At 63.4% G+C, this 19,778-nt stretch carries 22 protein-coding genes, 1 other RNA gene and 1 riboswitch; of the genes, 18 read left to right on the top strand and 5 right to left on the bottom strand.

Annotation, left to right across the window (positions count from 1 at the left end):
• Position 1: 1 nt before the first annotated feature.
• The 3 genes from BJN45_RS13305 to BJN45_RS13295 are packed head-to-tail and all read right to left on the bottom strand — an operon-like array spanning position 2 to position 3,580.
• A complete protein-coding gene (locus BJN45_RS13305) occupies positions 2-775 on the bottom strand; it encodes an ABC transporter ATP-binding protein (protein ID WP_076095996.1) in 774 nt (257 codons plus the stop codon).
• Positions 772-1,749 carry a FecCD family ABC transporter permease gene (locus BJN45_RS13300; protein ID WP_076095994.1) on the bottom strand — a complete coding sequence of 326 codons (978 nt, stop codon included), beginning with the start codon at positions 1,747-1,749 and terminating at the stop codon, positions 772-774. Before BJN45_RS13300 ends, BJN45_RS13305 begins: the two co-directional genes overlap by 4 nt.
• A 4-nt stretch (positions 1,750-1,753) precedes the next feature.
• Complete coding sequence (locus BJN45_RS13295) at positions 1,754-3,580, bottom strand: TonB-dependent receptor domain-containing protein (protein ID WP_076095992.1); 1,827 nt, start codon at positions 3,578-3,580, stop codon at positions 1,754-1,756.
• 104 nt (positions 3,581-3,684) lie between these two features.
• Positions 3,685-3,890: riboswitch (cobalamin riboswitch) on the bottom strand.
• Positions 3,891-4,004: 114 nt separating this feature from the next.
• On the opposite strand from BJN45_RS13295, the gene BJN45_RS13290 reads away from it, so the two are divergent.
• The 5 genes from BJN45_RS13290 to BJN45_RS13270 all read left to right on the top strand — a co-directional run bounded on the left by BJN45_RS13290 (position 4,005) and on the right by BJN45_RS13270 (position 6,057).
• Positions 4,005-4,202 (top strand): hypothetical protein, encoded by a 198-nt coding sequence (locus BJN45_RS13290; protein WP_076095991.1) that lies wholly within the window; start codon positions 4,005-4,007, stop codon positions 4,200-4,202.
• A gap of 1 nt (position 4,203) precedes the next feature.
• Entirely contained in the window at positions 4,204-4,530 is a 327-nt protein-coding gene (locus tag BJN45_RS13285) for a cell division protein ZapA (RefSeq protein ID WP_076095989.1), read from the top strand.
• Between the two features lie 30 nt (positions 4,531-4,560).
• A non-coding RNA gene (gene ssrS, locus BJN45_RS13280) (6S RNA) lies at positions 4,561-4,740 on the top strand.
• Between the two features lie 52 nt (positions 4,741-4,792).
• The gene (locus BJN45_RS13275) at positions 4,793-5,260 is read left to right on the top strand and encodes an EVE domain-containing protein (protein WP_076095987.1); all 468 of its coding nucleotides are present in this window, start codon (positions 4,793-4,795) and stop codon (positions 5,258-5,260) included.
• Complete coding sequence (locus BJN45_RS13270) at positions 5,257-6,057, top strand: sulfite exporter TauE/SafE family protein (protein WP_076095985.1); 801 nt, start codon at positions 5,257-5,259, stop codon at positions 6,055-6,057. Before BJN45_RS13275 ends, BJN45_RS13270 begins: the two co-directional genes overlap by 4 nt.
• A gap of 6 nt (positions 6,058-6,063) precedes the next feature.
• Here the strand turns inward: BJN45_RS13270 and BJN45_RS13265 are convergent, their stop codons facing one another.
• Entirely contained in the window at positions 6,064-6,750 is a 687-nt protein-coding gene (locus BJN45_RS13265; protein WP_076095983.1) for a GntR family transcriptional regulator, read from the bottom strand.
• 189 nt (positions 6,751-6,939) lie between these two features.
• Between BJN45_RS13265 and dctP the strand changes: the two genes are divergently transcribed.
• The 11 genes from dctP to BJN45_RS13210 are packed head-to-tail and all read left to right on the top strand — an operon-like array spanning position 6,940 to position 16,831.
• The gene (gene dctP / locus BJN45_RS13260) at positions 6,940-7,965 is read left to right on the top strand and encodes a TRAP transporter substrate-binding protein DctP (protein ID WP_076095981.1); all 1,026 of its coding nucleotides are present in this window, start codon (positions 6,940-6,942) and stop codon (positions 7,963-7,965) included.
• Between the two features lie 48 nt (positions 7,966-8,013).
• Positions 8,014-8,598, top strand: a complete 585-nt coding sequence (locus BJN45_RS13255) for a TRAP transporter small permease subunit (RefSeq protein WP_076095979.1) — start codon at positions 8,014-8,016, stop codon at positions 8,596-8,598.
• Entirely contained in the window at positions 8,595-9,935 is a 1,341-nt protein-coding gene (locus tag BJN45_RS13250) for a TRAP transporter large permease (RefSeq protein ID WP_076095977.1), read from the top strand. Before BJN45_RS13255 ends, BJN45_RS13250 begins: the two co-directional genes overlap by 4 nt.
• Before the next feature lie 17 nt (positions 9,936-9,952).
• A complete protein-coding gene (gene mdcA, locus BJN45_RS13245) occupies positions 9,953-11,605 on the top strand; it encodes a malonate decarboxylase subunit alpha (protein WP_076095975.1) in 1,653 nt (550 codons plus the stop codon).
• A 5-nt stretch (positions 11,606-11,610) separates the two neighbouring features.
• Positions 11,611-11,925, top strand: a complete 315-nt coding sequence (gene mdcC, locus BJN45_RS13240) for a malonate decarboxylase acyl carrier protein (protein WP_076095973.1) — start codon at positions 11,611-11,613, stop codon at positions 11,923-11,925.
• Positions 11,922-12,824 (top strand): biotin-independent malonate decarboxylase subunit beta, encoded by a 903-nt coding sequence (locus BJN45_RS13235; protein ID WP_076095971.1) that lies wholly within the window; start codon positions 11,922-11,924, stop codon positions 12,822-12,824. Before mdcC ends, BJN45_RS13235 begins: the two co-directional genes overlap by 4 nt.
• Entirely contained in the window at positions 12,821-13,543 is a 723-nt protein-coding gene (gene mdcE / locus BJN45_RS13230) for a biotin-independent malonate decarboxylase subunit gamma (protein ID WP_076095968.1), read from the top strand. Before BJN45_RS13235 ends, mdcE begins: the two co-directional genes overlap by 4 nt.
• A gap of 3 nt (positions 13,544-13,546) precedes the next feature.
• The gene (gene mdcG / locus BJN45_RS13225; protein WP_076095965.1) at positions 13,547-14,212 is read left to right on the top strand and encodes a malonate decarboxylase holo-[acyl-carrier-protein] synthase; all 666 of its coding nucleotides are present in this window, start codon (positions 13,547-13,549) and stop codon (positions 14,210-14,212) included.
• Complete coding sequence (gene mdcB, locus BJN45_RS13220) at positions 14,205-15,098, top strand: triphosphoribosyl-dephospho-CoA synthase MdcB (RefSeq protein ID WP_083651280.1); 894 nt, start codon at positions 14,205-14,207, stop codon at positions 15,096-15,098. The genes mdcG and mdcB overlap by 8 nt, the downstream gene beginning before the upstream one ends.
• A 1-nt stretch (position 15,099) precedes the next feature.
• Entirely contained in the window at positions 15,100-16,014 is a 915-nt protein-coding gene (mdcH, locus tag BJN45_RS13215) for a malonate decarboxylase subunit epsilon (RefSeq protein ID WP_076095963.1), read from the top strand.
• Positions 16,015-16,021: 7 nt separating this feature from the next.
• Entirely contained in the window at positions 16,022-16,831 is an 810-nt protein-coding gene (locus tag BJN45_RS13210; protein WP_430793431.1) for a sulfite exporter TauE/SafE family protein, read from the top strand.
• 12 nt (positions 16,832-16,843) lie between these two features.
• Here BJN45_RS13210 and BJN45_RS13205 read toward each other — a convergent pair whose 3' ends face one another.
• Positions 16,844-17,620, bottom strand: coding sequence for an enoyl-CoA hydratase/isomerase family protein (locus BJN45_RS13205; protein ID WP_076095960.1), 777 nt, complete (start codon positions 17,618-17,620; stop codon positions 16,844-16,846).
• Positions 17,621-17,748: 128 nt separating this feature from the next.
• Here BJN45_RS13205 and BJN45_RS13200 point away from each other — a divergent pair, with 128 nt between their 5' ends.
• Together BJN45_RS13200 and BJN45_RS13195 are read left to right on the top strand one after the other, a co-directional pair.
• The gene (locus BJN45_RS13200; RefSeq protein ID WP_076095959.1) at positions 17,749-18,069 is read left to right on the top strand and encodes a DUF485 domain-containing protein; all 321 of its coding nucleotides are present in this window, start codon (positions 17,749-17,751) and stop codon (positions 18,067-18,069) included.
• Positions 18,069-19,733, top strand: a complete 1,665-nt coding sequence (locus BJN45_RS13195) for a cation acetate symporter (RefSeq protein ID WP_076095957.1) — start codon at positions 18,069-18,071, stop codon at positions 19,731-19,733. Before BJN45_RS13200 ends, BJN45_RS13195 begins: the two co-directional genes overlap by 1 nt.
• Positions 19,734-19,778: the final 45 nt, after the last annotated feature.

Here is a 19,778-nt window from a genome sequence, read left to right as displayed (position 1 = left end):
CTTACTCCGGGATGAAACAGCGGTGGCCGCGGTCTTCGATCTGCCGCAGGCCATAGCCGTAGAGTTCGGACAGCGTTTCGGCCGTCAGGATGTCGTCGACCGTGCCCTGCGCGCAGCGGCCGTCGCCGTAGACCAGCAGCGCCCGGTCGCAGAAGCGGTGGGCCAGCGCCGGGTCGTGCAGGACCATGACGACGGCGGCGCCGCAATCGCGGGCGGCGCCGGCGAACAATTCGAGGACGGCCATCTGGTGGTTGAGGTCGAGGTGCGACAGCGGTTCGTCGAGCAGGTACAGCATCGCTGCCTGCGTCAGCAGCGTGGCAATCGACAGGCGCTGGCGTTCGCCGCCGGATAGCGTATGAACCTGGCGTGTTTCCATGCCGTCAAGGCCGACGGCTTGCAGCGCCTTCCGCGCCAGTTCGGCGTCGTGTTTCGATTCCCAGTCCCAGCGGCCGAGGTGTGGGTGGCGGCCGGTCAGCGCGGTTTCCAGCACCGTCGAGCCGAACGGATCGTTCTGGAACTGGCCGAGCCAGGCACGACGCAGGGCGGCCTGGCGCGGGGCCAGCAGTGCGCAGTCCTCGCCGTCGAGCAGTACGGCGCCGGCTTGCGGCGGGCGCAGGCCGGCCAGCGTGGACAGCAAGGTCGATTTGCCGGCGCCGTTGCGGCCGAGGATGGCCAGCCGCTCGCCGGGTTGCAGCGACAGATTCATGCGGTCGACGACGGTTTTTCCGCCAATTTCGACGCTCAGTTGCCGGGCTTCGAGCAAGGGAGCGCTCACTTTGGTTGCCTCGACAGCAGGAACAGGAAGACCGGTACGCCGATCAGCGCGGTGAGCACGCCGACTGGCAACTGCATTGGTGCGATGACGGTGCGCGCGGCCGTATCGGCGAGCACCAGCAAGGAACCGCCGGCCAGCACCGAGGCCGGCAGCAGCAGGCGCTGGTCGTTGCCGGTGGCCAGCCGGACCAGGTGCGGAATGACCAGCCCGACGAAACCGATGGACCCGGCGGTGGTGACCGAGGCGGCGGTGGCCAGCGAAGCCAGCAGGTAAATCGTGTAGCGCAGGCGGTCGACCGCAACACCCAGTGCCTGCGCCTGCATCAGGCCGCGTGACAGCAGGTTGAGTTCGCGGGCAAAAGGCATCGCGCACAGCAGCGCGACGACCAGCGCCAGCAGCGCCGGCCACCAGTCGTAGGTCTGGCCGAGGTCGCCCATCAACCAGAACAGCATGCCATGCAGCTTGCGTTCGTCGGCGATCGACAGCATCAGCGCAATCAGCGCGCCACAGCCGGCGGCGACGATGACGCCGGTCAGCAACAGGCGCGTCTGGGTCCAGCTGCCATCGCCATGGGCCAGCCCGAAAACGATGAACATGGCCCCCAGCGCGCCGGCAAAGGCCAGGCCGTCGATGGCCAGCAGCGGTAGCCCAAACAGCATGGCGAACATCGCGCCTACACCGGCGCCGCCGGAAATACCCAGCACGTACGGATCGGCCAGCGGATTGCGCAGCAGCACCTGCATCAGTGCACCGGCCAGCGCCAGCAGCCCGCCGCAGGCAAAACCGGCGAGCGCCCGGGGCAGGCGCAACTGGACGACCACGTCGCCACTCCCGTCACCGCGGCCGGCCAGCGACGCAAGGATGTCTGCCGGCGCCACCTGCAGGCTGCCCGCCGTCAACGCCAGCGCGAAACTCGCCAGTGCCAGCAGGCACAGGGAAGCGAGGATCAGGAAGGCGCGGCGGCGGGTCGGCATGGTCTTACTGCGGACTATAACGGATGCCGACGAAGGCGTTGCGGCCCGGGGTCGCGTAGCCGTCGGTCAATGTGTAATCGCGGTCGAAGACGTTGTTGATCCGCGTGAACACACTCCAGTCCTTGGCAAACCGGTAGGCGGCGTAGACATGGGCCAGCGTGTAGCCGCCCATGCGGACCGTGTTGGCTTCATCGTCGTAGCGCTGGCCGTTGGCGAACAGTTCGGCCCGCCATTCCCAGTCGCCGATCGTCTGTCCGACCGAGGCCTTGGCACTGTGCCGGGCGCGGCGCGGCAACTGTTTGCCGGTACTGCCGTCTTTCGCGTCCACCCAGTCGTAACTGGCGGCAAGGTTGAACTTGCCGACGTTGCCTTGCCAGGCCAGCGTGCTGCCCTCGATGCGGGCGTTGCTGACATTGGTCGGCATGATCACGGCACCGGCCTTCGGCCAGATGATCAGGTCCTCGACGCGATTCAGGTACCAGGTCAGCGAGACATGTTGCGATCCGGTTTCGTAATGCAGCGAGGCTTCCTGGTTGCGCGCCGACTCCGGTTTCAGCGCCGGGTTGCCGACGTACTTGCCGGTTAGCGGGTAGTACAGGTCGTTGAAGGTCGGCGCCTTGAACGCTGTGCCGACACTGACGTTGGCTCGCCAGTTCGGGGTGAAGCGGTAGCCGTAGGCGGCTGTTCCGGTAGTCTTGTTGCCGAATTGCGAATTGTCGTCGTGACGCACGCTGGCCTGCAGGCGATGACTGGCAAAGCCATGATTCCAGCCGGCCAGCAGCGAATTGTTGCTGCGCTCGAAGCGGGCGTAGCGGCTGGTCGTGTCGACTTCCTGTTCCAGTCGCTCGAAGCCCAGCAGGAAATTGCCGAAGCTGCTGCGGATGTCGTTTTGCCAGGCGTACTGCCGTTGTTCGGTATCGAACACGCTGTTGCGCACGTCGTCCTTCAACGCCTTTGATTTGTCGATGCTCTGACCGACGCTCAGGGTGCTGTTCCAGTGACTGGTCAGGGCGTTTTTCAGGGTCAGGTTGGCGGTGCCATTACGTGTCCGGTTGACCCAGTCCACGGCGATGCCGCTGCTGTCGTACTGATTTTTGCCTTCGCTGTACAAAAAGCCGAAGGCCAGTTCGTGGCCGCGCGCGAATTCATAGGCCAGGCGACCGGAGGCCGAATCGTTGCGAAAGCCGTCCTTGTCGCGGTTGGCCTTGCTGTCCTCGGGCTTGCTGTCAAAACCGTCAGTCCTGTATTGCGACAGGTTGAGGGCGTAACGCCAGCCGTCATGGCCACCGGAAAACCCGGCATTGGTCGATCGCGTGCCGTAAGTGCCGGCACCGGCTTCGGCGGTGAAGCGCAGCGGACCATTGCCCTGGCGGGTGAATATCTGGATGACGCCGCCGATGGCCTCGCTGCCGTATAGCGAAGAAGCCGGGCCACGGATGATTTCGATGCGTTCGATCTGGTTGGCAGGAATGCGCGACCAGGCGATGTTGCCGGAGGTTGCCGAACCGATCCGGACGCCATCCACCAGCAGCAGGACGTGACTGCCGTTGGTGCCGCGGATCATCAGGCTGGAGGCTGCGCCCTGGCTGCCGTTGGTGGTCATTTCGACCCCCGGCTGGCTGGCCAGGATTTCCTCCAGGCTGGAATGGCCCGCGCCATCGATGTCACTGCGTTCGATCGTGCTGACGTCGGTCAGGATTTCAGCAGTGCGCATGGGTTGGCGGGTTGCGGTGACAACGATGTTGTCCAGTGTCGCATGATCGGCAGCGAACGCGGCGGCGGCAATGGCTGCCGGTGCCAGGGCCAGTAGTGGCCTGAAACGTGAATACATGAATTCCCCTTCCCGGCAGGCGTCCCCGCATGCCGGAATGCATAGAAATGGAAATGCCGGGGAGGGGGTTGGGTCTGGAAACCGGTACCACCACCCCGTGGCACTTCCGCTAGGTGTGTGAGGCCGGTATCCGGGCTCGCAAGTCTTGACGTATCGCCTTCCCAGGTTTCCCCAGTGGCCTTGTGATACGCCCGCACTTGCTTACCGTTGCGGGGGCAGCAGCGGCGTTGCCTCTGGCGAGGCGCACCGCTTTCCCGTTTAACTGCGCTTGGTTGAAACCGCGCGCAGCACCTGACACGGCGGGCATTCTACAGCGCATTGCCGCGACATGCGACAGGCAACATCAGGCGCTGCCGATAAAACACTTTGAAAATAGCTGCTTAGTCCTTGACCGGGCAGCATTTGTCCCTCTATAGTGCGCGCCATGAACAGCGAATTCGAAGCGCTCGAAGCCAAGATCGAACAGGTCGTCGCCCTGGTCCACCAGTTGCGCGCCGAGAACGAGGTTTTGAAGAATCAGATGGCCGCCGCGGAAGCGGAAAGGCTGCATCTGCGGTCAACGATGACGGCGGCCCGGGAACGTCTGGAAGGCCTGATGGACAAGATCCCCGAGGATGCCTGAGATGAACGCCGAGCCGAATTTCCTCGACGTCAAGATCATGGGCCGCGAATATCGCGTGGCCTGCCTGCCGGAAGAGCGCGATGCGCTGCTGGCCGCTGTTGATCTGGTCGACAACAAGATGCGCGAAATCGCCCAGCGGACCAAGAGCACGATTGCCGAGCGCGTCGCCGTCATGGCTGCGCTGAATATCGCGCACGAACGTCTGGCTGTGCCGGCTGGTGCGGCAAGTGACGAAACGGTTGCATCGACCGAAACGAAGCGTAGAATCGAAGACATGGGAGCACGGCTGGATGCCGTACTGGCACCGCAGCAGCAACTGGATCTCTGAGAGCTTTCAGTTGTGGGGTGACCCGCAAAGTGTTCCCTGCGGTGTTTGTTAAGGCCATATATTCCTTGAACCAATGCTTATTGGCATCGGTTGCGGACCAAATACCCGCTGTTGTGCGCGTTCTTCGTCGAATGTGCCTGATGCGGAAGGAAAGCAACCACTCTGGACCCAGGTTCAGGATGCCGGCCTGACGGCACTCGCGGGGACTTATTCGACAGGTGGCAGATTCTCTGCCACCTGTTTTCATTTGTGGAATCGTGACATGCAGTACTGGCTGATGAAATCCGAGCCGGCAGAAGTTTCGATCGACGATCTCGCTGCCGCACCGGACAAGGCATTTCCGTGGGTTGGCGTGCGCAATTATCAGGCGCGCAATTTCATGCGTGACAGCATGCAGCCTGGTGACCTGGCCTTCTTCTACCATTCGGGTTGCGCCGAACCGGGGATCGCCGGCATCTGCGAAATTTGTTCGGACACTTATCCGGACCCGACGCAGTTTTCTGCGGTCGACAAGTATTTCGACCCGAAATCGCTGCCGGACAAGCCGCGCTGGTGGTTGCGCGACGTGCGTTTCGTCGCCCGCTCCCGTCTGCTCGGCCTGCCGGAATTGCGCAGTCATCCGGAACTGGCCGGCATGCGCGTGCTGGCGCGCGGCAACCGCTTGTCGATCACACCCGTGACGGCGGCGGAATGGGCATTTATAAACCGATTGCTGGAAACGAAGATATGACTCTCTGGTGGCTTGCTTATCCGTTGCTGGGTATTTTTGGGGGCTTTGTTGCCGGCTTGTTCGGTGTCGGTGGTGGCCTGACCCTGGTGCCTTTCATGTACATGTTGTTTGTCGCGCAGAATTTTCCGCCTGACCATGTCATGCACCTGGCGCTTGGTACGTCGATGGCGACCATCGTGTTTACGTCGATTTCCAGCATGCGCGCCCATCACGCGCACGGTGCGGTGCGTTGGGACATCGTCAGGAGGATGGCGCCCGGACTGGTGCTCGGTACTTTCGGCGGTTCGCTGGTTGCCGGTCAGGTGCCAACCGGGCCGATGACGGCGATTTTCGTCGTCATCGTCTATTACGCGTCACTGCAGATGATGCTCGACTTCAAGCCGCACGCCCATCGCCAGATGCCGGGTAACCTGGGGCGTTTCATCGCTGGCGGCGTGATCGGCGTAATTTCCAGCCTGGTTGCTGCCGGTGGTGGCTTTCTGTCGGTGCCGTTCATGCTGTTCTGCAATGTGGCGATCCACAACGCCGTCGGTACATCGTCGGCGCTGGGCTTCCCGATCGCCGTTGCCGGTGCTGTTGGCTATATCGTCGCTGGCTGGAGCGATAGCGGACTGCCGGCCTATTCCTTCGGCTATATCTACCTGCCGGCCTTCATCGGCATCGTTGCGATGAGCATCCTGATGGCGCCGGTCGGCGCCAAACTGGCGCACAAGCTGCCGGTCAAGCAACTGAAGCGGGCTTTTGGTGGCTTCCTTGCGCTGCTTGCCACCAAGATGCTGCACAGCCTGATCGGCTGAAGCCGGTCAGGTGCCGGCCTTGAAGTCGCGCAAGGTGGCGACGAGGTCGGCGAAGCGCTCGCCCTGAACCGTCACGTGGGCACGCAGTTGTGCCGAGGCGAGATCGCTGTCGCCCTTGATGATGGCGTCGACGATGGCCTGGTGTTCGTTGAACGAGGTCGCCATCCGGTTGCGTACCCGCAACTGCAGGCGCCGGTAGGGCCGCAGCCGGCGGTGCAGGGCTGTTGCCTGCTCGACGAGGAAGCCGTTGTGGCTGGCTTCGTAGATGCGCTGGTGGAAAACTTCATTCAACTGGTAATAGACATCCGGCGTGTTGGCATCGCGTGCCGCTTCGCAGGCGCGGTGCGCCTTCTGTAGCGCAATCTGTTCGTCGGGCGTGATCCGCCGTGCGGCCAGGCGACCGCACATGGCTTCCAGTTCGGCCATCACCTCGAACATTTCACAGACCCGGTCAGCGCCCACTTCGGGCACGGTCGCACCGCGCCGCGGTCTGATTTCGATCAGGCCGACCGATGAAAGCTGGATCAGCGCTTCGCGTACCGGCGTTCGCGAGACGCCGAAGGTATCGGCCAGTTCCTGTTCATCCAGCCGTGTGCCGGGGGGGTAAACGCCGGTGACGATGCGTTCCTCTATCAACTCGCCCAGGCGTTCCGATTGGCGGGTGGTGGCGGGAATTTCGGCTGTGCTGTTCACAAGGATGCTCCGGAGAGTGGCAACGATTGCATTATACGAAATTAGTTGACTGGTATTTAATTTTTGATATCTTGTATACACAACGGTGATTTTTGAACACAAAATAACAGTGCGGTATTCCGGCAGCAAGGATAAGCCAGCCAGTGAGGTTTCACCGTCCGTGCATGATTAACTCTGGAGGAGACATCCATGATCAGCAAGACCAAGCGTCACCTTACCCTGGCCATTGCCGCCGCCGCTCTGACCTTTTCCCTGCCCGGCGCTCATGCGCAAGCACCGCGAGTCATCAAGATTTCGCACCAGTTCCCGGCGGCGACCAGTGAAGATGGCGACTTCCGCGACCGTCTGGTTCGCCGCTTCGCCGCCGAAGTCGAGAAGCAGACCAAAGGCAGCCTGAAGTTCGAGATCTACCCGGGCAGTTCTCTGATGAAGACGAACAGCCAGATCGGCGCCCTGCGCAAGAGTGCGCTGGACATGAGCCTGGTGCCGCTGGCTTATGGCGGCGGCGAGATTCCGGCGGTCAACCTGACCCTGATGCCGACCCTGGTCACCAGCTACGAGCAGGGCATGCGCTGGAAAAATGCACCAGTCGGCAAGGAACTCGACCGTATTCTCGCCGAAAAGAATATCAAGATACTGACCTGGGTCTGGCAGGCCGGCGGCATCGCCTCGACCAAAAAACCGGTGGTTGTGCCTGAGGATGCCAAGGGCCTGAAGTTCCGCGGTGGCAGCAAGGAAATGGACCAGATGCTGAAGGGCGCTGGCGCTGCCGTGACCGGCATGCCGTCGTCGGAAATCTATTCGGCCATGCAATCGGGCGTTCTCGACGCAGCGCTGACCTCCAGTACCTCGCTGATCAGCTTCCGTCTGCACGAATTCACCAAGTTCGTGACGACGGCACGGCAAAAGAGTTTCTGGTTCATGTTCGAGCCGCTGCTGATTTCCAAGAGCCTCTATGACTCGCTGACGCCGGAGCAGCAGAAGATCGTCAGTGAAGTCGGCGCCAGCCTTGAGCAGTTCGGTGTCGATGAGTCGAAGAAGGATGACCTGCGCATGGCAGATGTCTATGCGAAGGCCGGGGCCAAGGTGTCCGACATGGACGACAAGGCGTTCGCCGCCTGGCGTGCCGTCGCCGAACAGACCGCGTTCAAGGATTTCGCCGAGAACATCAAAGGTGGCCGCGAGCTGCTCGACATGGCGCTGTCGGTCAAGTAACCCGAGGGCCGGGCAAGGCCCGGCCCCTCCTTTTTCTCAAGGTGAATCATGAGCCCCGGATATTTCATCAGCCGCGCGGTCAAGGCCTTCAACATCGCGACCGGTTACCTGTCGGCCTTCCTGATCGTCATTTCCAGTGGCGTCCTCGTCTTCGAGGTAGCCGTCCGTTATTTCTTCGCCTGGCCGACCGACTGGGAAATCGAGTTCTGCGTGATGTTGCTGATCGCTTCCAGCTTCCTGGCGGCAGCGCACACCCAGCTTAACCGTGGCCATGTACCGATCGAGATACTCGACGAGATCATGCCGCGTAGCTGGACCCAGTGGCGCCTGGCGCTGACCGATTTGCTGTCCTTCCTGTTCTGTGCCTTCATCACCTGGAACTGCTGGCATCTCTTCTACGAGGCCTGGGACGAGGGACGCATGAGCGACACCTCCTGGGCGCCGAAGATGTGGCCGGTATTCGCCACCATGGCCATCGGCATGACCTCGCTGACCCTGCAGATCTTTGTCCAGTTCATCGAGGACTCGCTGCCGGAAGCCATGCGCTCGCATCAGCCGCCGAAGGAGCATAACGCCGCCATCCAGGTGGCCATCGAACGCATCCAGCATGACGATGAAGGAGCGCAAAAATGAGCGTCGCACAAATGGGCCTGATGTACGGGCTGGCCACCTTCGTTTTCCTTTTTTCCGGCATGCCGATTGCCTTTGCCCTTGGCTCGGTGGCCGTGATCTTCATGTACTTCTTCATGCCGGCGGCGCAGCTGACCATCATCGCCGAGACCATCTTCTCGGAGCTGAACAGCTTCACGCTGCTGACGATTCCGCTGTTCATCCTGATGGGGGCGGCAATCGGCAAGTCGCGCGCTGGCGCGGACCTGTACAACTCGCTGAACCGCTGGCTGTACAAGATGCCGGGCGGCCTCGGGCTGGCCAATACGCTGGCCTGTTCGGTGTTTTCCGCGATGTGCGGCTCGTCGCCGGCGACCTGTGCGGCGATCGGCTCGGCCGGCATTCCGGAAATGCGCAAGCGCGGCTATTCCGAACGCCTGGCGACCGGCCTGATCGCTGCCGGCGGCACGCTGGGCATCCTGATTCCGCCGTCGCTGACGCTGATCCTTTATGGCCTGGCCACCGAGCAATCGATCGGCAAGCTGTTCATGGCCGGTGTCGGGCCTGGCCTGCTGCTGACCGCTCTGTTCGCCATCTGGGTGATGTACAAGGCCTGGGCGGAGAAGACCGAGCGCTTGCTCAACCACAAGGCGAGCGGCTTGGCCGCCGAGCCGGTAGAGTTCTACAGCTGGAAGGAAAAACTGGAAATCCTGCCGCGCCTGCTGCCCTTCCTCGGTCTGATCATGATCGTCATGGTCGCTCTTTACGACGGCTGGGCCACGCCCTCGGAAGTCGCCGGTATCGGCGCCTTCGGCGCGATGCTGATGGTCATGAGCATCTACGGCTGCTGGCGTTGGGCCGACATGAAGGTGATCCTTTCCGGCACCGCCCGCGAGTCGTCGATGATCATGCTGATCATCGCCATGTCCTTCCTTTACACCTACGTGATGAGCTACCTGCACATCACCCAGTCGGCCGCCGCCTGGCTGGTTTCGCTGGGCATGGGCAAGTGGGAGTTCCTGCTCTGGGTGAACGTGATGCTGCTGGTCCTCGGCTTCTTCCTGCCGCCGGTTGCCATCATCCTGATGGTCACCCCGGTGCTGCTGCCGGCCCTGGTTGCCCTCGACATCGACCTGATCTGGTTCGGTGTGATCATGACCATCAACATGGAAATGGGCCTGGTGACACCGCCGGTCGGCCTCAATCTCTTCGTCATCAGCGGCATCGCGCCCGACGTCAAGCTCAAGCAGATCATGTGGGGCACCCTGCCCTTCCTCGGTCTGATGGCGCTCGGCATCGTGCTGCTGTGCATCTTCCCGGAAATCGCCACCTGGCTGCCGTCGCAGTACGCCGGCTCCTGAGTGACGGAAAGATCATCATGAACGCACCTCTCTCCCGCAACTGGGACAGCTTGCGCCAGAGCCGCCGCCGCCGCCTCGAAAGGGCGGCCGGTCTCGGCCTCGGCAAGGCGATCCCGGCCGAACGCATCATCGACCTGCTGGAAGCGGTCATCCAGCCCGGCGACCGCGTCTGCCTCGAAGGCAACAACCAGAAGCAGGCCGACTTCCTTGCCGAGTCGCTGGCCGACTGCGATCCGGCGCGTATCAATCAACTCCAGATGGTCCAGTCTGTCCTGGCGCTTCCAAGCCATGTGGACCTTTTCGAGCGTGGCCTGGCAAACCGCCTCGACTTTTCTTTCAGCGGCCCGCAGGGCGCCCGCCTGGCCAAGCTGGTCCAGGAACAGCGCATCGAGATCGGGGCGATTCATACCTATCTCGAACTGTTCGGCCGCTACTTCATGGATCTGACGCCGAATGTCGCGCTGATCGCGGCGCAGGCGGCGGATGCCGACGGCAATCTCTACCTCGGGCCGAACACCGAAGACACGCCGGCCATTGTCGAGGCCACTGCCTTCAAGGGCGGCATCGTCATCGCCCAGGTCAATGAGCGCCTCGACAAGCTGCCGCGTGTGGACGTGCCGGCCGACTGGGTCGATTTCACGGTGTTGGCGCCGAAGCCGAACTACATCGAGCCGTTGTTCACCCGCGACCCGGCACAGATCACCGAAGTGCAGGTGCTGATGGCGATGATGGCGATCAAGGGCATCTACGCCGAGTACGGTGTGACGCGCCTGAACCACGGCATCGGCTTCGACACGGCGGCGATCGAGCTGCTGCTGCCGACCTACGCCGCCGACCTGGGCCTGAAAGGCAAGATCTGCACGCACTGGGCGCTCAATCCGCATCCGACGCTGATTCCGGCGATCGAATCCGGATTCGTCGAATCGGTGCACTGCTTCGGTTCGGAAGTCGGCATGGACGCCTACATCTCGGCCCGTTCCGACGTCTTCTTCACCGGCGCCGATGGCAGTATGCGTTCCAACCGGGCGTTCAGCCAGACGGCCGGCCTCTACGCCTGCGACATGTTCATCGGTTCGACCCTGCAGATGGACCTGGCCGGCAACAGTTCGACGGCGACGCTGGGGCGGATCACCGGCTTCGGCGGCGCGCCGAACATGGGGTCCGATCCGCACGGCCGGCGTCACGCCAGCCCGGCCTGGCTGAAAGCCGGGCGCGAGGCGGCCGGGCCGAACGCCATTCGCGGCCGCAAGCTGGTCGTGCAGATGGTCGAAACCTTCCGCGAGCACATGGCGCCGGTTTTCGTCGAGGAGCTCGACGCGTGGAAGCTGCAGAAAATGATGGGTGCCGAACTGCCGCCGATCATGATCTACGGCGACGACGTCAGCCACATCGTCACCGAGGAAGGCATCGCCAACCTGCTGCTCTGCCGCTCGCCGGAAGAGCGCGAGCAGGCAATTCGCGGTGTCGCCGGCTTTACGCCGGTGGGCATGGCGCGCGACAAGGCGATGGTCGAGAACCTGCGCGACCGCGGCATCATCCGCCGCGCCGAAGACCTCGGCATCGATCCGCGTCAGGCGACGCGCGACCTGCTTGCTGCCCGTTCCGTCAAGGATCTGGTGCGCTGGTCGGGCGGCCTGTACGCCCCCCCTTCACGCTTCCGCAACTGGTGACCACCATGGAAACACTCGACTTTCGTTTTGCTTCCAAGCCGGTTTCCCGCGTTGCCGATCCCGCACTGTGTGGCGTGGTCGGTTCCGGTAACCTGGAAATCCTGATCAAGACCGGCAGTGAGCCGGCCGCTTGCCGGGTCAGCATCAAGACCTCGGCGCGCGGCTTTGGCGACACCTGGCAGGCGGTGCTCGGCAGCTTTGCTGCCGGCCACGCGGCCGGGGGTACCGAGATCGCGATCAACGACATGGGGGCGACGCCCGCTGTCGTCACCTTGCGTCTGGCCCAGGCGCTGGCCGAATATCAGGGAGGTGCCCAATGATCCCGTCGCTTGCTTCACGCCACAGCTGGTTCGAGGCGACAGCGCGGGCTCGCCTGGCCGGCCTGCTTGATCCCGGCAGCTTTGCCGAAATCCTGCCGCCAGCCGAATCGCAACCCAGCCCGCATCTGGCCATGCTCGACCTGCCCGGTGCCTTTGATGACGGAGTGGTTGTTTGCTACGGTCAACTGGAAAAAAAGCCGATTTTTGCCATCGCCCAGGAAGGCCAGTTCATGGGTGGCGCGGTCGGAGAAATCCACGGCGCCAAGATCGTCGGCCTGCTCCGTCGCGCGGTGCAGGAAAAGCCGGCCGCCGTGCTGTTCCTGATCGATTCCGGCGGCGTCCGGCTGCATGAAGCCAATGCCGGATTGATCGCCATTTCCGAAATCATGCGCGCCGTGCTCGACGCCCGCGCGGCCGGAGTCCCGGTCATCGCACTGGTCGGTGGCAGTTGCGGCGCCTTTGGTGGCATGGGCATCGTCGCCAAGCTATGTTCGGCCATCATCATCTCGGAAGAGGGCCGGCTGGCGCTGTCCGGCCCGGAAGTCATCGAAACGGTCGCCGGTGTCGAGGAATTCGACGCCAAGGACCGTGCGCTGGTCTGGCGCGTCACCGGCGGCAAGCATCGCTACCTGATGGGCGATTGCGCCGAGCTGGTGGAAGACGACATCCCGGCCTTTCGTACCGGCGTCGCCAAACTTCTTGCCGGCTGGCAGGAAGCCGCGCCGGGTCTCGCCCAACTGCGGGCCAGCCAGCAGGTACTGGAAAACCGTCTCGCCGCCTACGCCACGTACCGCGATGGCCTTCAGGTCTGGGCGGCGCTCGGCATCGCCCGGCCGGACAGCGTGCCGCTGCTTGACCGCGACAGCCTGGTCGCCTTGAAGGAAGGACTACCGACATGAGCCTCAACGACATTCTCGACGCGCTGTTCCCGGCCGGTCACACGGTCGCCGTTGCCAACCAGGTGATCACCGGTGAAGCAACGACTGCCCAGGGTACGGTCGCCGTGCTCGGCACCACCGACGCGGCGGCGATTGACCACGCCATGGCACTGGCCCTGTCCGGTTTCGTCCTCGACACCGTCGAGCGGCATCCCGGCCGGCCGCTGGTCTTTCTCGTCGATACCAGCGGCCAGGCGCTGTCGCGCAGCCAGGAATTGCTGTGCCTGAACGGCTCGCTGGCGCATCTGGCCAGTTGTGTCGATTTCGCCCGGCGTCAGGGCCATCCCTCGCTCAGTCTGGTTACCGCCAATGCCGTCAGCGGCGGTTTCCTTTCCTTCGGGCTGATGGCCGATCAGGCTTATGCGCTGGCCGATGCCCAGGTGCGGGTGATGGATCTGCGGGCGATGTCGCGGGTGACCAAGATCGCCCACGAACGCCTGGTCGAACTGGCGGGAACGTCCCCGATCTTCGCGCCCGGTGCCGGGAGCTATGTGCGCATGGGTGGCATCGCGGCCATCTGGCCGGTGCCGTCGGCGGACTTGCTCGATGATGCCCTGAGCGCGGCCCGGAAGGCGGTGAGTGCCGGTGACCAGCGTCAGGGCACAGGCCTGAGTCGCGGCGGCCGCCTGCTGGCGTCGGACATTGCCACGACTGTGCAGAACGCGACCGCCGGCGCCTGAATCATGCGCCGCCACGATCTCGTCTATCTCCATCCGGAGGCAGCCTGGGATTCTCCCTGCGCTGCCGTTGGCTCGCCGCTCTGGCTGGCTGCCGAACGGTGGATTGCAGCCGGTCGGCCGCTGGTGGTGGCTCGCCAGCCGGATGACCAGGCACTGTTGCTCGGTCTGGCCCTGCCGCAGGCTTTCAATCGGCAGCGCCTGGCGATCCTTGTTGCGCCGGCTGCCATTGCCCGCCGCCGGCCAGCGCTGGCTGTCGCCGACTGCCTGCCCCGCCTGCCGGCCGATCAGGCCGCGCCACTGCGTGAGTTGGCCGGGCGGGCCGAGATTTGCTCGGCGACGCTTGGCGTCTACGGTTCGCTGGCTTGGGAGGCCTTGAGTGGTGAGGCCTACCGTCATGCCGGTTCCGATATCGATCTGATCTGCGATGTGACTACGCCGGCGCAATTCGAGACCATGCTGGCGGCCCTGCAGCGTGCGGCGGAAGGCTTGAGCTGCCAGCTCGATGGCGAAATCCGCTTTCCCGGTGGTCGGGCCGTCGCCTGGCGCGAGATTCTTGCCAAGCAGAAAACCCCGGCCGCCCCGGTGCTCGTCAAAGGGTCGCGGGAAGTTGGCCTGCAGCCTCTGGAAAACCTCATCGCTACCTTGCTGCCGGAGCCCTGCCATGTCTGAATCCGCCCTGCTGACGACAGCGTCCCATCAGGTCGAGCCGGTTGACATGGCCGTTGCGCCGGCACGGATCGGCCGGCTGGCCATTCGCAGCCTGTACCGTGAGGCAGCGCTGGCGCCCAAGCCCGGGCTGGTCTGTCCGGATAGCGTGGGCAGTCATGACGACATGGATTTCGTCACCTTCGTCCGCAGCCTGCATGCGCTACGTGACTACTTCCCTGCCATCGCGGAATGTGGCCTGCAGGCGCCTGCGCTGGCGCCTTTGCAGGCACTCGGCATCGCCGCCGAACAGCGCATGTTGACGGCTACCGGGGGCGTCAATACGCATCGCGGCGCCATTTTCAATCTCGGCCTGCTCTGTGCGGCGAGCGGCCTGCTCGCCGCTACCGGTGAAAAACTGGAAGCGGCGGCTGTGTGCCGGATGGTCAGTGAGCGGTGGGGCAGGGAAATCCTGGACGGCTTGGCGGCATCGACAGCTGCAGATGCCGCCAGCCACGGTCTGATCGTTGCCCGTCGATACGGCTGCGGCGGCGCCCGTCAGGAAGCGGCGGCCGGTTTCCCGGCGGCTTTGGAACTTGGCCTCCCGGCCTATCGCCGGATTCTGACCGAAACCGGCGATAGCGAACGGGCTGCGATACAGGCCTTGTTCACGCTGATGGCCGGGCTGGATGACAGCAATCTGCTGTGGCGTGGTGGTCGCCAGGGACTGAGCTTCGGCCGTCAGCTGGCCGCCGGTTTTCTCGCCGTCGGCGGAGTCCTGGCCACTGACTGGCGCGCTCATGCAGTCGCCATCGACCGCGCTTTCGTCGCCCGTCGGCTGAGTCCCGGTGGCAGCGCCGATCTGCTCGGTGTCACCTTGTTCCTGGCCGAAGTGGACGGCCTGTACTGACATGCGTCTTGCCCTCCTCTTCAGCGGCCAGGGTGGGCAGACGCCGGAACACTGGCGGCAGGTTGACCATGGTGTTGCCGGGGAACTGCGTGCCGCCTTGCTTCGGGCTTTGCCGGCCATCGGCGAAGGCCAGCTGCCAAGCCCGGAAATGCTTGCCCGCAACCGGATCGCCCAGCCGTTGATCTTTGCCCAGCAGATGATGTCCTGGCACCGTCTGCGCGACCGTTTGCCGCGACCAATCTGTGCCGCCGGCTATTCGCTGGGCGAGATGGCGGCCTGCTGCGCTGCCGGGGCATTTTCCGCCAGCGACGGCGTCGCCCTGTGTGCTGAGCGGGCGGCCTTGATGGATGCTGCCGCTGCCGGCGAGCACGGCATGCTGGCCGTGCTCGGGCTCGATGAAGCGCTGGTTGCAAGCCTGGCCGCCGAGGCCGGACTGGCGGTGGCGATCCGCAATGCGCCGCGCCACCTGGTGCTGGCCGGGCCACGGTCCGGTATTGCCAGCATCACCGAGCGCCTGCTGGCGGCCGGCGCCAGCCGATTGGTCCCGCTGGCGGTGCAGACGCCATCGCACACCCCCTTGCTGGCTGGTGCTGCGGTGGCTTTTGCCGAGCGTCTGGCGCACATGCCCGATGGCCGCTTGGCCTTTCCGGTCCTTGGCGCTGTCGACGGGACGGCGGCGCGCACGGTACGCCCGGCGCTCGCCGCGCTGGGGCGCCAGATCGCCACACTGCTGGACTGGGCAGCCTGCCTGCAGTCAGTGCGCGAACTACAGCCGGATGCGGTGCTCGAAATCGGCCCCGGCAATGCCCTGACCCGTCTGTTTGTCGAACTGGCGCCGGAAATTCCGGCACGGGCCTGCGACGATTTCCGTAGTGATGACGGCATCGTTCACTGGATCGAATCATGCGCCGGCTGAGCGAGGCATGATGTCCTTTGCGGTGATTGCAGCCTATCTGCTGACCGGGGGCGTTGCCGGGTTTTTCGCCGGCCTGCTCGGCGTTGGTGGTGGCGTGGTGGTGGTGCCAATGCTGGCCATCCTGTTTGCCGAACAGGGTTTTCCGGCCCGTGAAGTGCTGCATCTGGCGCTCGGGACCTCAATGGCCACCATCCTGTTCACCGCCTTGTCCAGCCTGCGTGCCCATCATGCCCACCAGGCGGTGCTGTGGCCGGTGATGCGCCGGCTGACGCCGGGTATCCTGCTCGGGACGCTACTCGGCGCCCAGTTGGCTGCCTTCGTCTCGTCGCGGACGCTGTCGATCCTGTTTGTCGGCTTCATGCTCTTCGTCGCCGGGCAGATGATCGCCGAGCGGCGCCCGCAGCCGGGACGCCGCCTGCCTGGTTGGCCCGGCCTCAGTCTGGCGGGCGGTGTGATCGGCGCCTTCTCCAGCCTGGTTGCCATCGGTGGCGGTGCGCTGACCGTGCCTTTCCTGATCTGGTGCAACGTACGGCCGCATCAGGCGATCGGGACCTCGGCGGCGGTCGGTCTGCCGATTGCTGTCGGCGGTACCCTGGGTTACATCTGGAACGGCTGGGGGCATGCAGGCCTGCCACCGGGCAGTCTTGGCTTCGTCTATCTGCCTGGGCTGGGCATCATCCTGCTCGCCAGTGTCCTGACTGCCCAATCCGGTGCCCGGTTGGCCCATCGTCTGCCGATACGCGTACTGCGCCGTATTTTCGCCGGCTTGCTGCTACTGCTCTCGGTGAAGATGCTGTGGAGCTTGTACAGCAACTGAACGGGGGCGGCTTCAGCGCGCCTTGAACACCGGCTTGCGCTTTTCCAAGAAGGCAGACAGCCCTTCCTTGTAGTCTTCGGTCGCCAGGAAGGCGAAGGACTCGGCCTTTTCGGCGTCGCTCAGCGGTCGGCCGTCGAGCAGGCGGCGAATCCACTGCTTGTGCCAGCCGGCAACCAGCGGTGCGCCCTGACAGATGCGACGGGCGGTGGCGTAGGCTTCGTCGCTGACCTGAGGTTCCGGTACGACGCGGGTGACCAGCCCTTTGTCGCAGGCTTCGCGGGCGTTGAGGATGCGGCCTTCGAGCAGGATTTCCTTGATCACCGCCGGGCCGGCGAGGCGCAGCAGGCCTTCCATTTCGCCCGGGTACATCGAGAAACCGAGTTTGTTGATCGGCGCGCCGAAGCGGGCGCTTTCGCCGGCGATGCGCAGATCGCAGGCACCGGCGATTTCCAGCCCGCCGCCGATGCAGGCACCGCGGATCAGTGCCACGGTCGGTTGCGGGCAATCGGCGATGGCATTCAGCGCAGCGGCCACTTCGCCATGATAGAGCAGTGCCTGTTCGAGCGTTGCCCGGCCGCTGACGAATTCCTCCAGATCGCCGCCAGCAGCGAAGGCGTCTTCGCCGGCTCCACGGATGACAATGCAGCGAATCTTGCGGTCGACCGCAAGATTGGCCATGTTTTGCGACAGTGCCTGCCACATGGACAGATCGATGGCGTTCAGCTTGCCCGGGTTGTTGAGTGTCAGGGTGGCGATTTCGCCGTCAATCGCCAGATCGATGCTGCTCATTTTTCTTGTGTTCCTTGAGTAGGTGCAAACCCGAAAGCTTACACGCGCCGTAAGGTTGTTGTGTCTTATATAAGATACAATGCCTGCGCCGATTTTTTCGGTAATTATTAATTAATAAGGAGAACAATATGAGCAGCGTGATGTACGAAAGGATGCGGGTCAATCCCAAATTCCAGGAGCTGGTCGCCAGGAGGGGACGCTTTGCCTGGACCTTGGCCGCAATTGTTTTGATCATGTTCTACGGCTTCGTCATGGTCGTGGCATTCGCCCCGGAATCACTGGGCCAACCGATTGCCGAAGGCTCCCGCTGGACCATCGGTGTTGTCGTTGAACTCTTCATGTTCATTTTCTTCTGGGCGCTGACGGCGGTTTACGTTCGTCGTGCGAATACCGAATTTGACGCACTCTCGCAGGAAGTGGTGCGCGAGGCCTGGAAGGAGAACAAGTAATGCGTAAAATCATTTCCGCACTCGGGCTGCTGAGCCTGAGCACCCTGGCCGTCGCCGCTGGCGATTCCCTCGGCCCGACCGAGCAGCAGGCCACCAACTGGCACGCCATCACCATGTTCTGCCTGTTCGTCACGATGACCATGGGCATTACCTACTGGGCCGCCAGCCGGACCAAGTCCACGTCGGACTTCTATACCGCCGGCGGTGGCATCACCGGTTTCCAGAACGGTCTGGCGATTGCCGGCGACTACATGTCCGCTGCCACGCTGCTCGGTCTGACCGCGATGGTCTACATGCAGGGCTATGACGGCTATATCTACATGCTGTGCTTCTTCGCCGGCTGGCCTGTCATCCTGTTCCTGATGGCTGAACGCCTGCGTAATCTGGGCAAGTTCACCTTCTCCGACATCACCGCCTATCGCCTCGACCAGGGCAAGGTGCGCACGATGGCAGCGATTTCCTCGCTGACCGTCGTCTGCTTCTACCTGATCGCGCAGATGGTCGGTGCCGGCCAGCTGATCAAGCTGCTGTTCGGTCTCGACTACAACGTCGCGATCTTCGCGGTGGGTCTGCTGATGATGGTCTACGTCACCTTCGGCGGCATGGTTGCCACCACCTGGGTGCAGATCATCAAGGCCGTGATGCTGCTGTCCGGTGGCACGCTGGTGATGTTCCTGGCGATGAGCCAGTTCGACTTCTCCTTCAGCAAGGTCATGGACCAGGCAATGTCGGTGCACAAGCTGGGTGAGCGCCTGATGCATCCGGGCAGCCTGCTGGCTGATCCGATCACCGCAATCTCGCTGGGTCTCGGCCTGATGTTCGGTACCGCTGGCCTGCCGCACATCCTGATGCGCTTCTTCACCGTTACCGATGCCAAGGAAGCGCGCAAGTCGGTGCTCTACGCATCCGGTTTTGTTGCCTACTTCTTCAACGTGATCTTCCTGATGGGCCTGACCGGCATCCTGATCGTCGGCCAGAATCCGGAGTTCTTCGAAGGTGGCACCATCGGCGGCAAGCTGATCGGTGGCGGCAACATGGTTGCCATGCACCTGGCCAAGGCCGTCGGCGGCGACATGCTGCTCGGCTTCCTGGCAGCCGTGGCCTTCGCCACCATCCTGGCGGTGGTTTCCGGTCTGGCCCTGGCTGGCGCTTCGGCGATCTCGCATGACATCTACGCTCGCGTGATCAAGAAGGGTACGGCTTCCGAAGCTTCGGAAATCCGTGTCTCCAAGATCGCCACGATCTGCCTCGGCTTTGTCGCCATCATTCTCGGCATCGCCTTCGAAAAGCAGAACATCGCCTTCATGGTCGGTCTGGCCTTCGGTGTTGCCGCAGCTGCCAACTTCCCGGTGCTGATCCTGTCCATGTACTGGAAGGGTCTGACCACCCGCGGCGCGCTGTGGGGCGGTTACGGTGGTCTGGTCTCCGCCGTGCTGTTCGTGGTCTTCTCGAAGTCTGTGTGGGTCGACGTGCTGGGCAATGCTGCCCCGCTGTTCCCCTACACCCAGCCGGCACTGTTCGCGATGCCGCTGGCTTTCCTGCTGGCCTACATCTTCTCGAAGTCCGACTCGAGCGTCCGCGCCCAGTCCGAGAAGGAAGCCTTCGGTGACCAGTATGTCCGCGCCCAGACGGGTTACGGTGCATCTGGCGCAGCCAACCACTAAGCAGTACTGAAAGTAGAAACCCCCTGACGAGGCGACTTATATGGA

The organism is Azonexus hydrophilus, assembly GCF_001956855.1.
GTDB classification, from domain to species: Bacteria; Pseudomonadota; Gammaproteobacteria; order Burkholderiales; family Rhodocyclaceae; genus Azonexus; species Azonexus hydrophilus_A.
This window is presented reverse-complemented; position numbering and strand designations above follow the sequence as displayed.

What these genes read in the sequence shown, in the direction of transcription:
- BJN45_RS13235 (WP_076095971.1), top strand. Translation starts at nt 11,922, where the DNA reads ATGATCCCGTCGCTTGCTTCACGCCACAGCTGGTTCGAGGCGACAGCG.
- BJN45_RS13290 (WP_076095991.1), top strand. Translation starts at nt 4,005, where the DNA reads ATGAACAGCGAATTCGAAGCGCTCGAAGCCAAGATCGAACAGGTCGTC.
- BJN45_RS13285 (WP_076095989.1), top strand. Translation starts at nt 4,204, where the DNA reads ATGAACGCCGAGCCGAATTTCCTCGACGTCAAGATCATGGGCCGCGAA.
- BJN45_RS13255 (WP_076095979.1), top strand. Translation starts at nt 8,014, where the DNA reads ATGAGCCCCGGATATTTCATCAGCCGCGCGGTCAAGGCCTTCAACATC.
- BJN45_RS13275 (WP_076095987.1), top strand. Translation starts at nt 4,793, where the DNA reads ATGCAGTACTGGCTGATGAAATCCGAGCCGGCAGAAGTTTCGATCGAC.
- mdcG (WP_076095965.1), top strand. Translation starts at nt 13,547, where the DNA reads ATGCGCCGCCACGATCTCGTCTATCTCCATCCGGAGGCAGCCTGGGAT.
- BJN45_RS13250 (WP_076095977.1), top strand. Translation starts at nt 8,595, where the DNA reads ATGAGCGTCGCACAAATGGGCCTGATGTACGGGCTGGCCACCTTCGTT.
- mdcH (WP_076095963.1), top strand. Translation starts at nt 15,100, where the DNA reads ATGCGTCTTGCCCTCCTCTTCAGCGGCCAGGGTGGGCAGACGCCGGAA.
- BJN45_RS13195 (WP_076095957.1), top strand. Translation starts at nt 18,069, where the DNA reads ATGCGTAAAATCATTTCCGCACTCGGGCTGCTGAGCCTGAGCACCCTG.
- BJN45_RS13270 (WP_076095985.1), top strand. Translation starts at nt 5,257, where the DNA reads ATGACTCTCTGGTGGCTTGCTTATCCGTTGCTGGGTATTTTTGGGGGC.
- mdcA (WP_076095975.1), top strand. Translation starts at nt 9,953, where the DNA reads ATGAACGCACCTCTCTCCCGCAACTGGGACAGCTTGCGCCAGAGCCGC.
- BJN45_RS13210 (WP_430793431.1), top strand. Translation starts at nt 16,022, where the DNA reads ATGATGTCCTTTGCGGTGATTGCAGCCTATCTGCTGACCGGGGGCGTT.
- mdcE (WP_076095968.1), top strand. Translation starts at nt 12,821, where the DNA reads ATGAGCCTCAACGACATTCTCGACGCGCTGTTCCCGGCCGGTCACACG.
- dctP (WP_076095981.1), top strand. Translation starts at nt 6,940, where the DNA reads ATGATCAGCAAGACCAAGCGTCACCTTACCCTGGCCATTGCCGCCGCC.
- mdcC (WP_076095973.1), top strand. Translation starts at nt 11,611, where the DNA reads ATGGAAACACTCGACTTTCGTTTTGCTTCCAAGCCGGTTTCCCGCGTT.
- BJN45_RS13205 (WP_076095960.1), bottom strand. Translation starts at nt 17,620, where the DNA reads ATGAGCAGCATCGATCTGGCGATTGACGGCGAAATCGCCACCCTGACA.
- BJN45_RS13300 (WP_076095994.1), bottom strand. Translation starts at nt 1,749, where the DNA reads ATGCCGACCCGCCGCCGCGCCTTCCTGATCCTCGCTTCCCTGTGCCTG.
- BJN45_RS13295 (WP_076095992.1), bottom strand. Translation starts at nt 3,580, where the DNA reads ATGTATTCACGTTTCAGGCCACTACTGGCCCTGGCACCGGCAGCCATT.
- BJN45_RS13200 (WP_076095959.1), top strand. Translation starts at nt 17,749, where the DNA reads ATGAGCAGCGTGATGTACGAAAGGATGCGGGTCAATCCCAAATTCCAG.
- mdcB (WP_083651280.1), top strand. Translation starts at nt 14,205, where the DNA reads ATGTCTGAATCCGCCCTGCTGACGACAGCGTCCCATCAGGTCGAGCCG.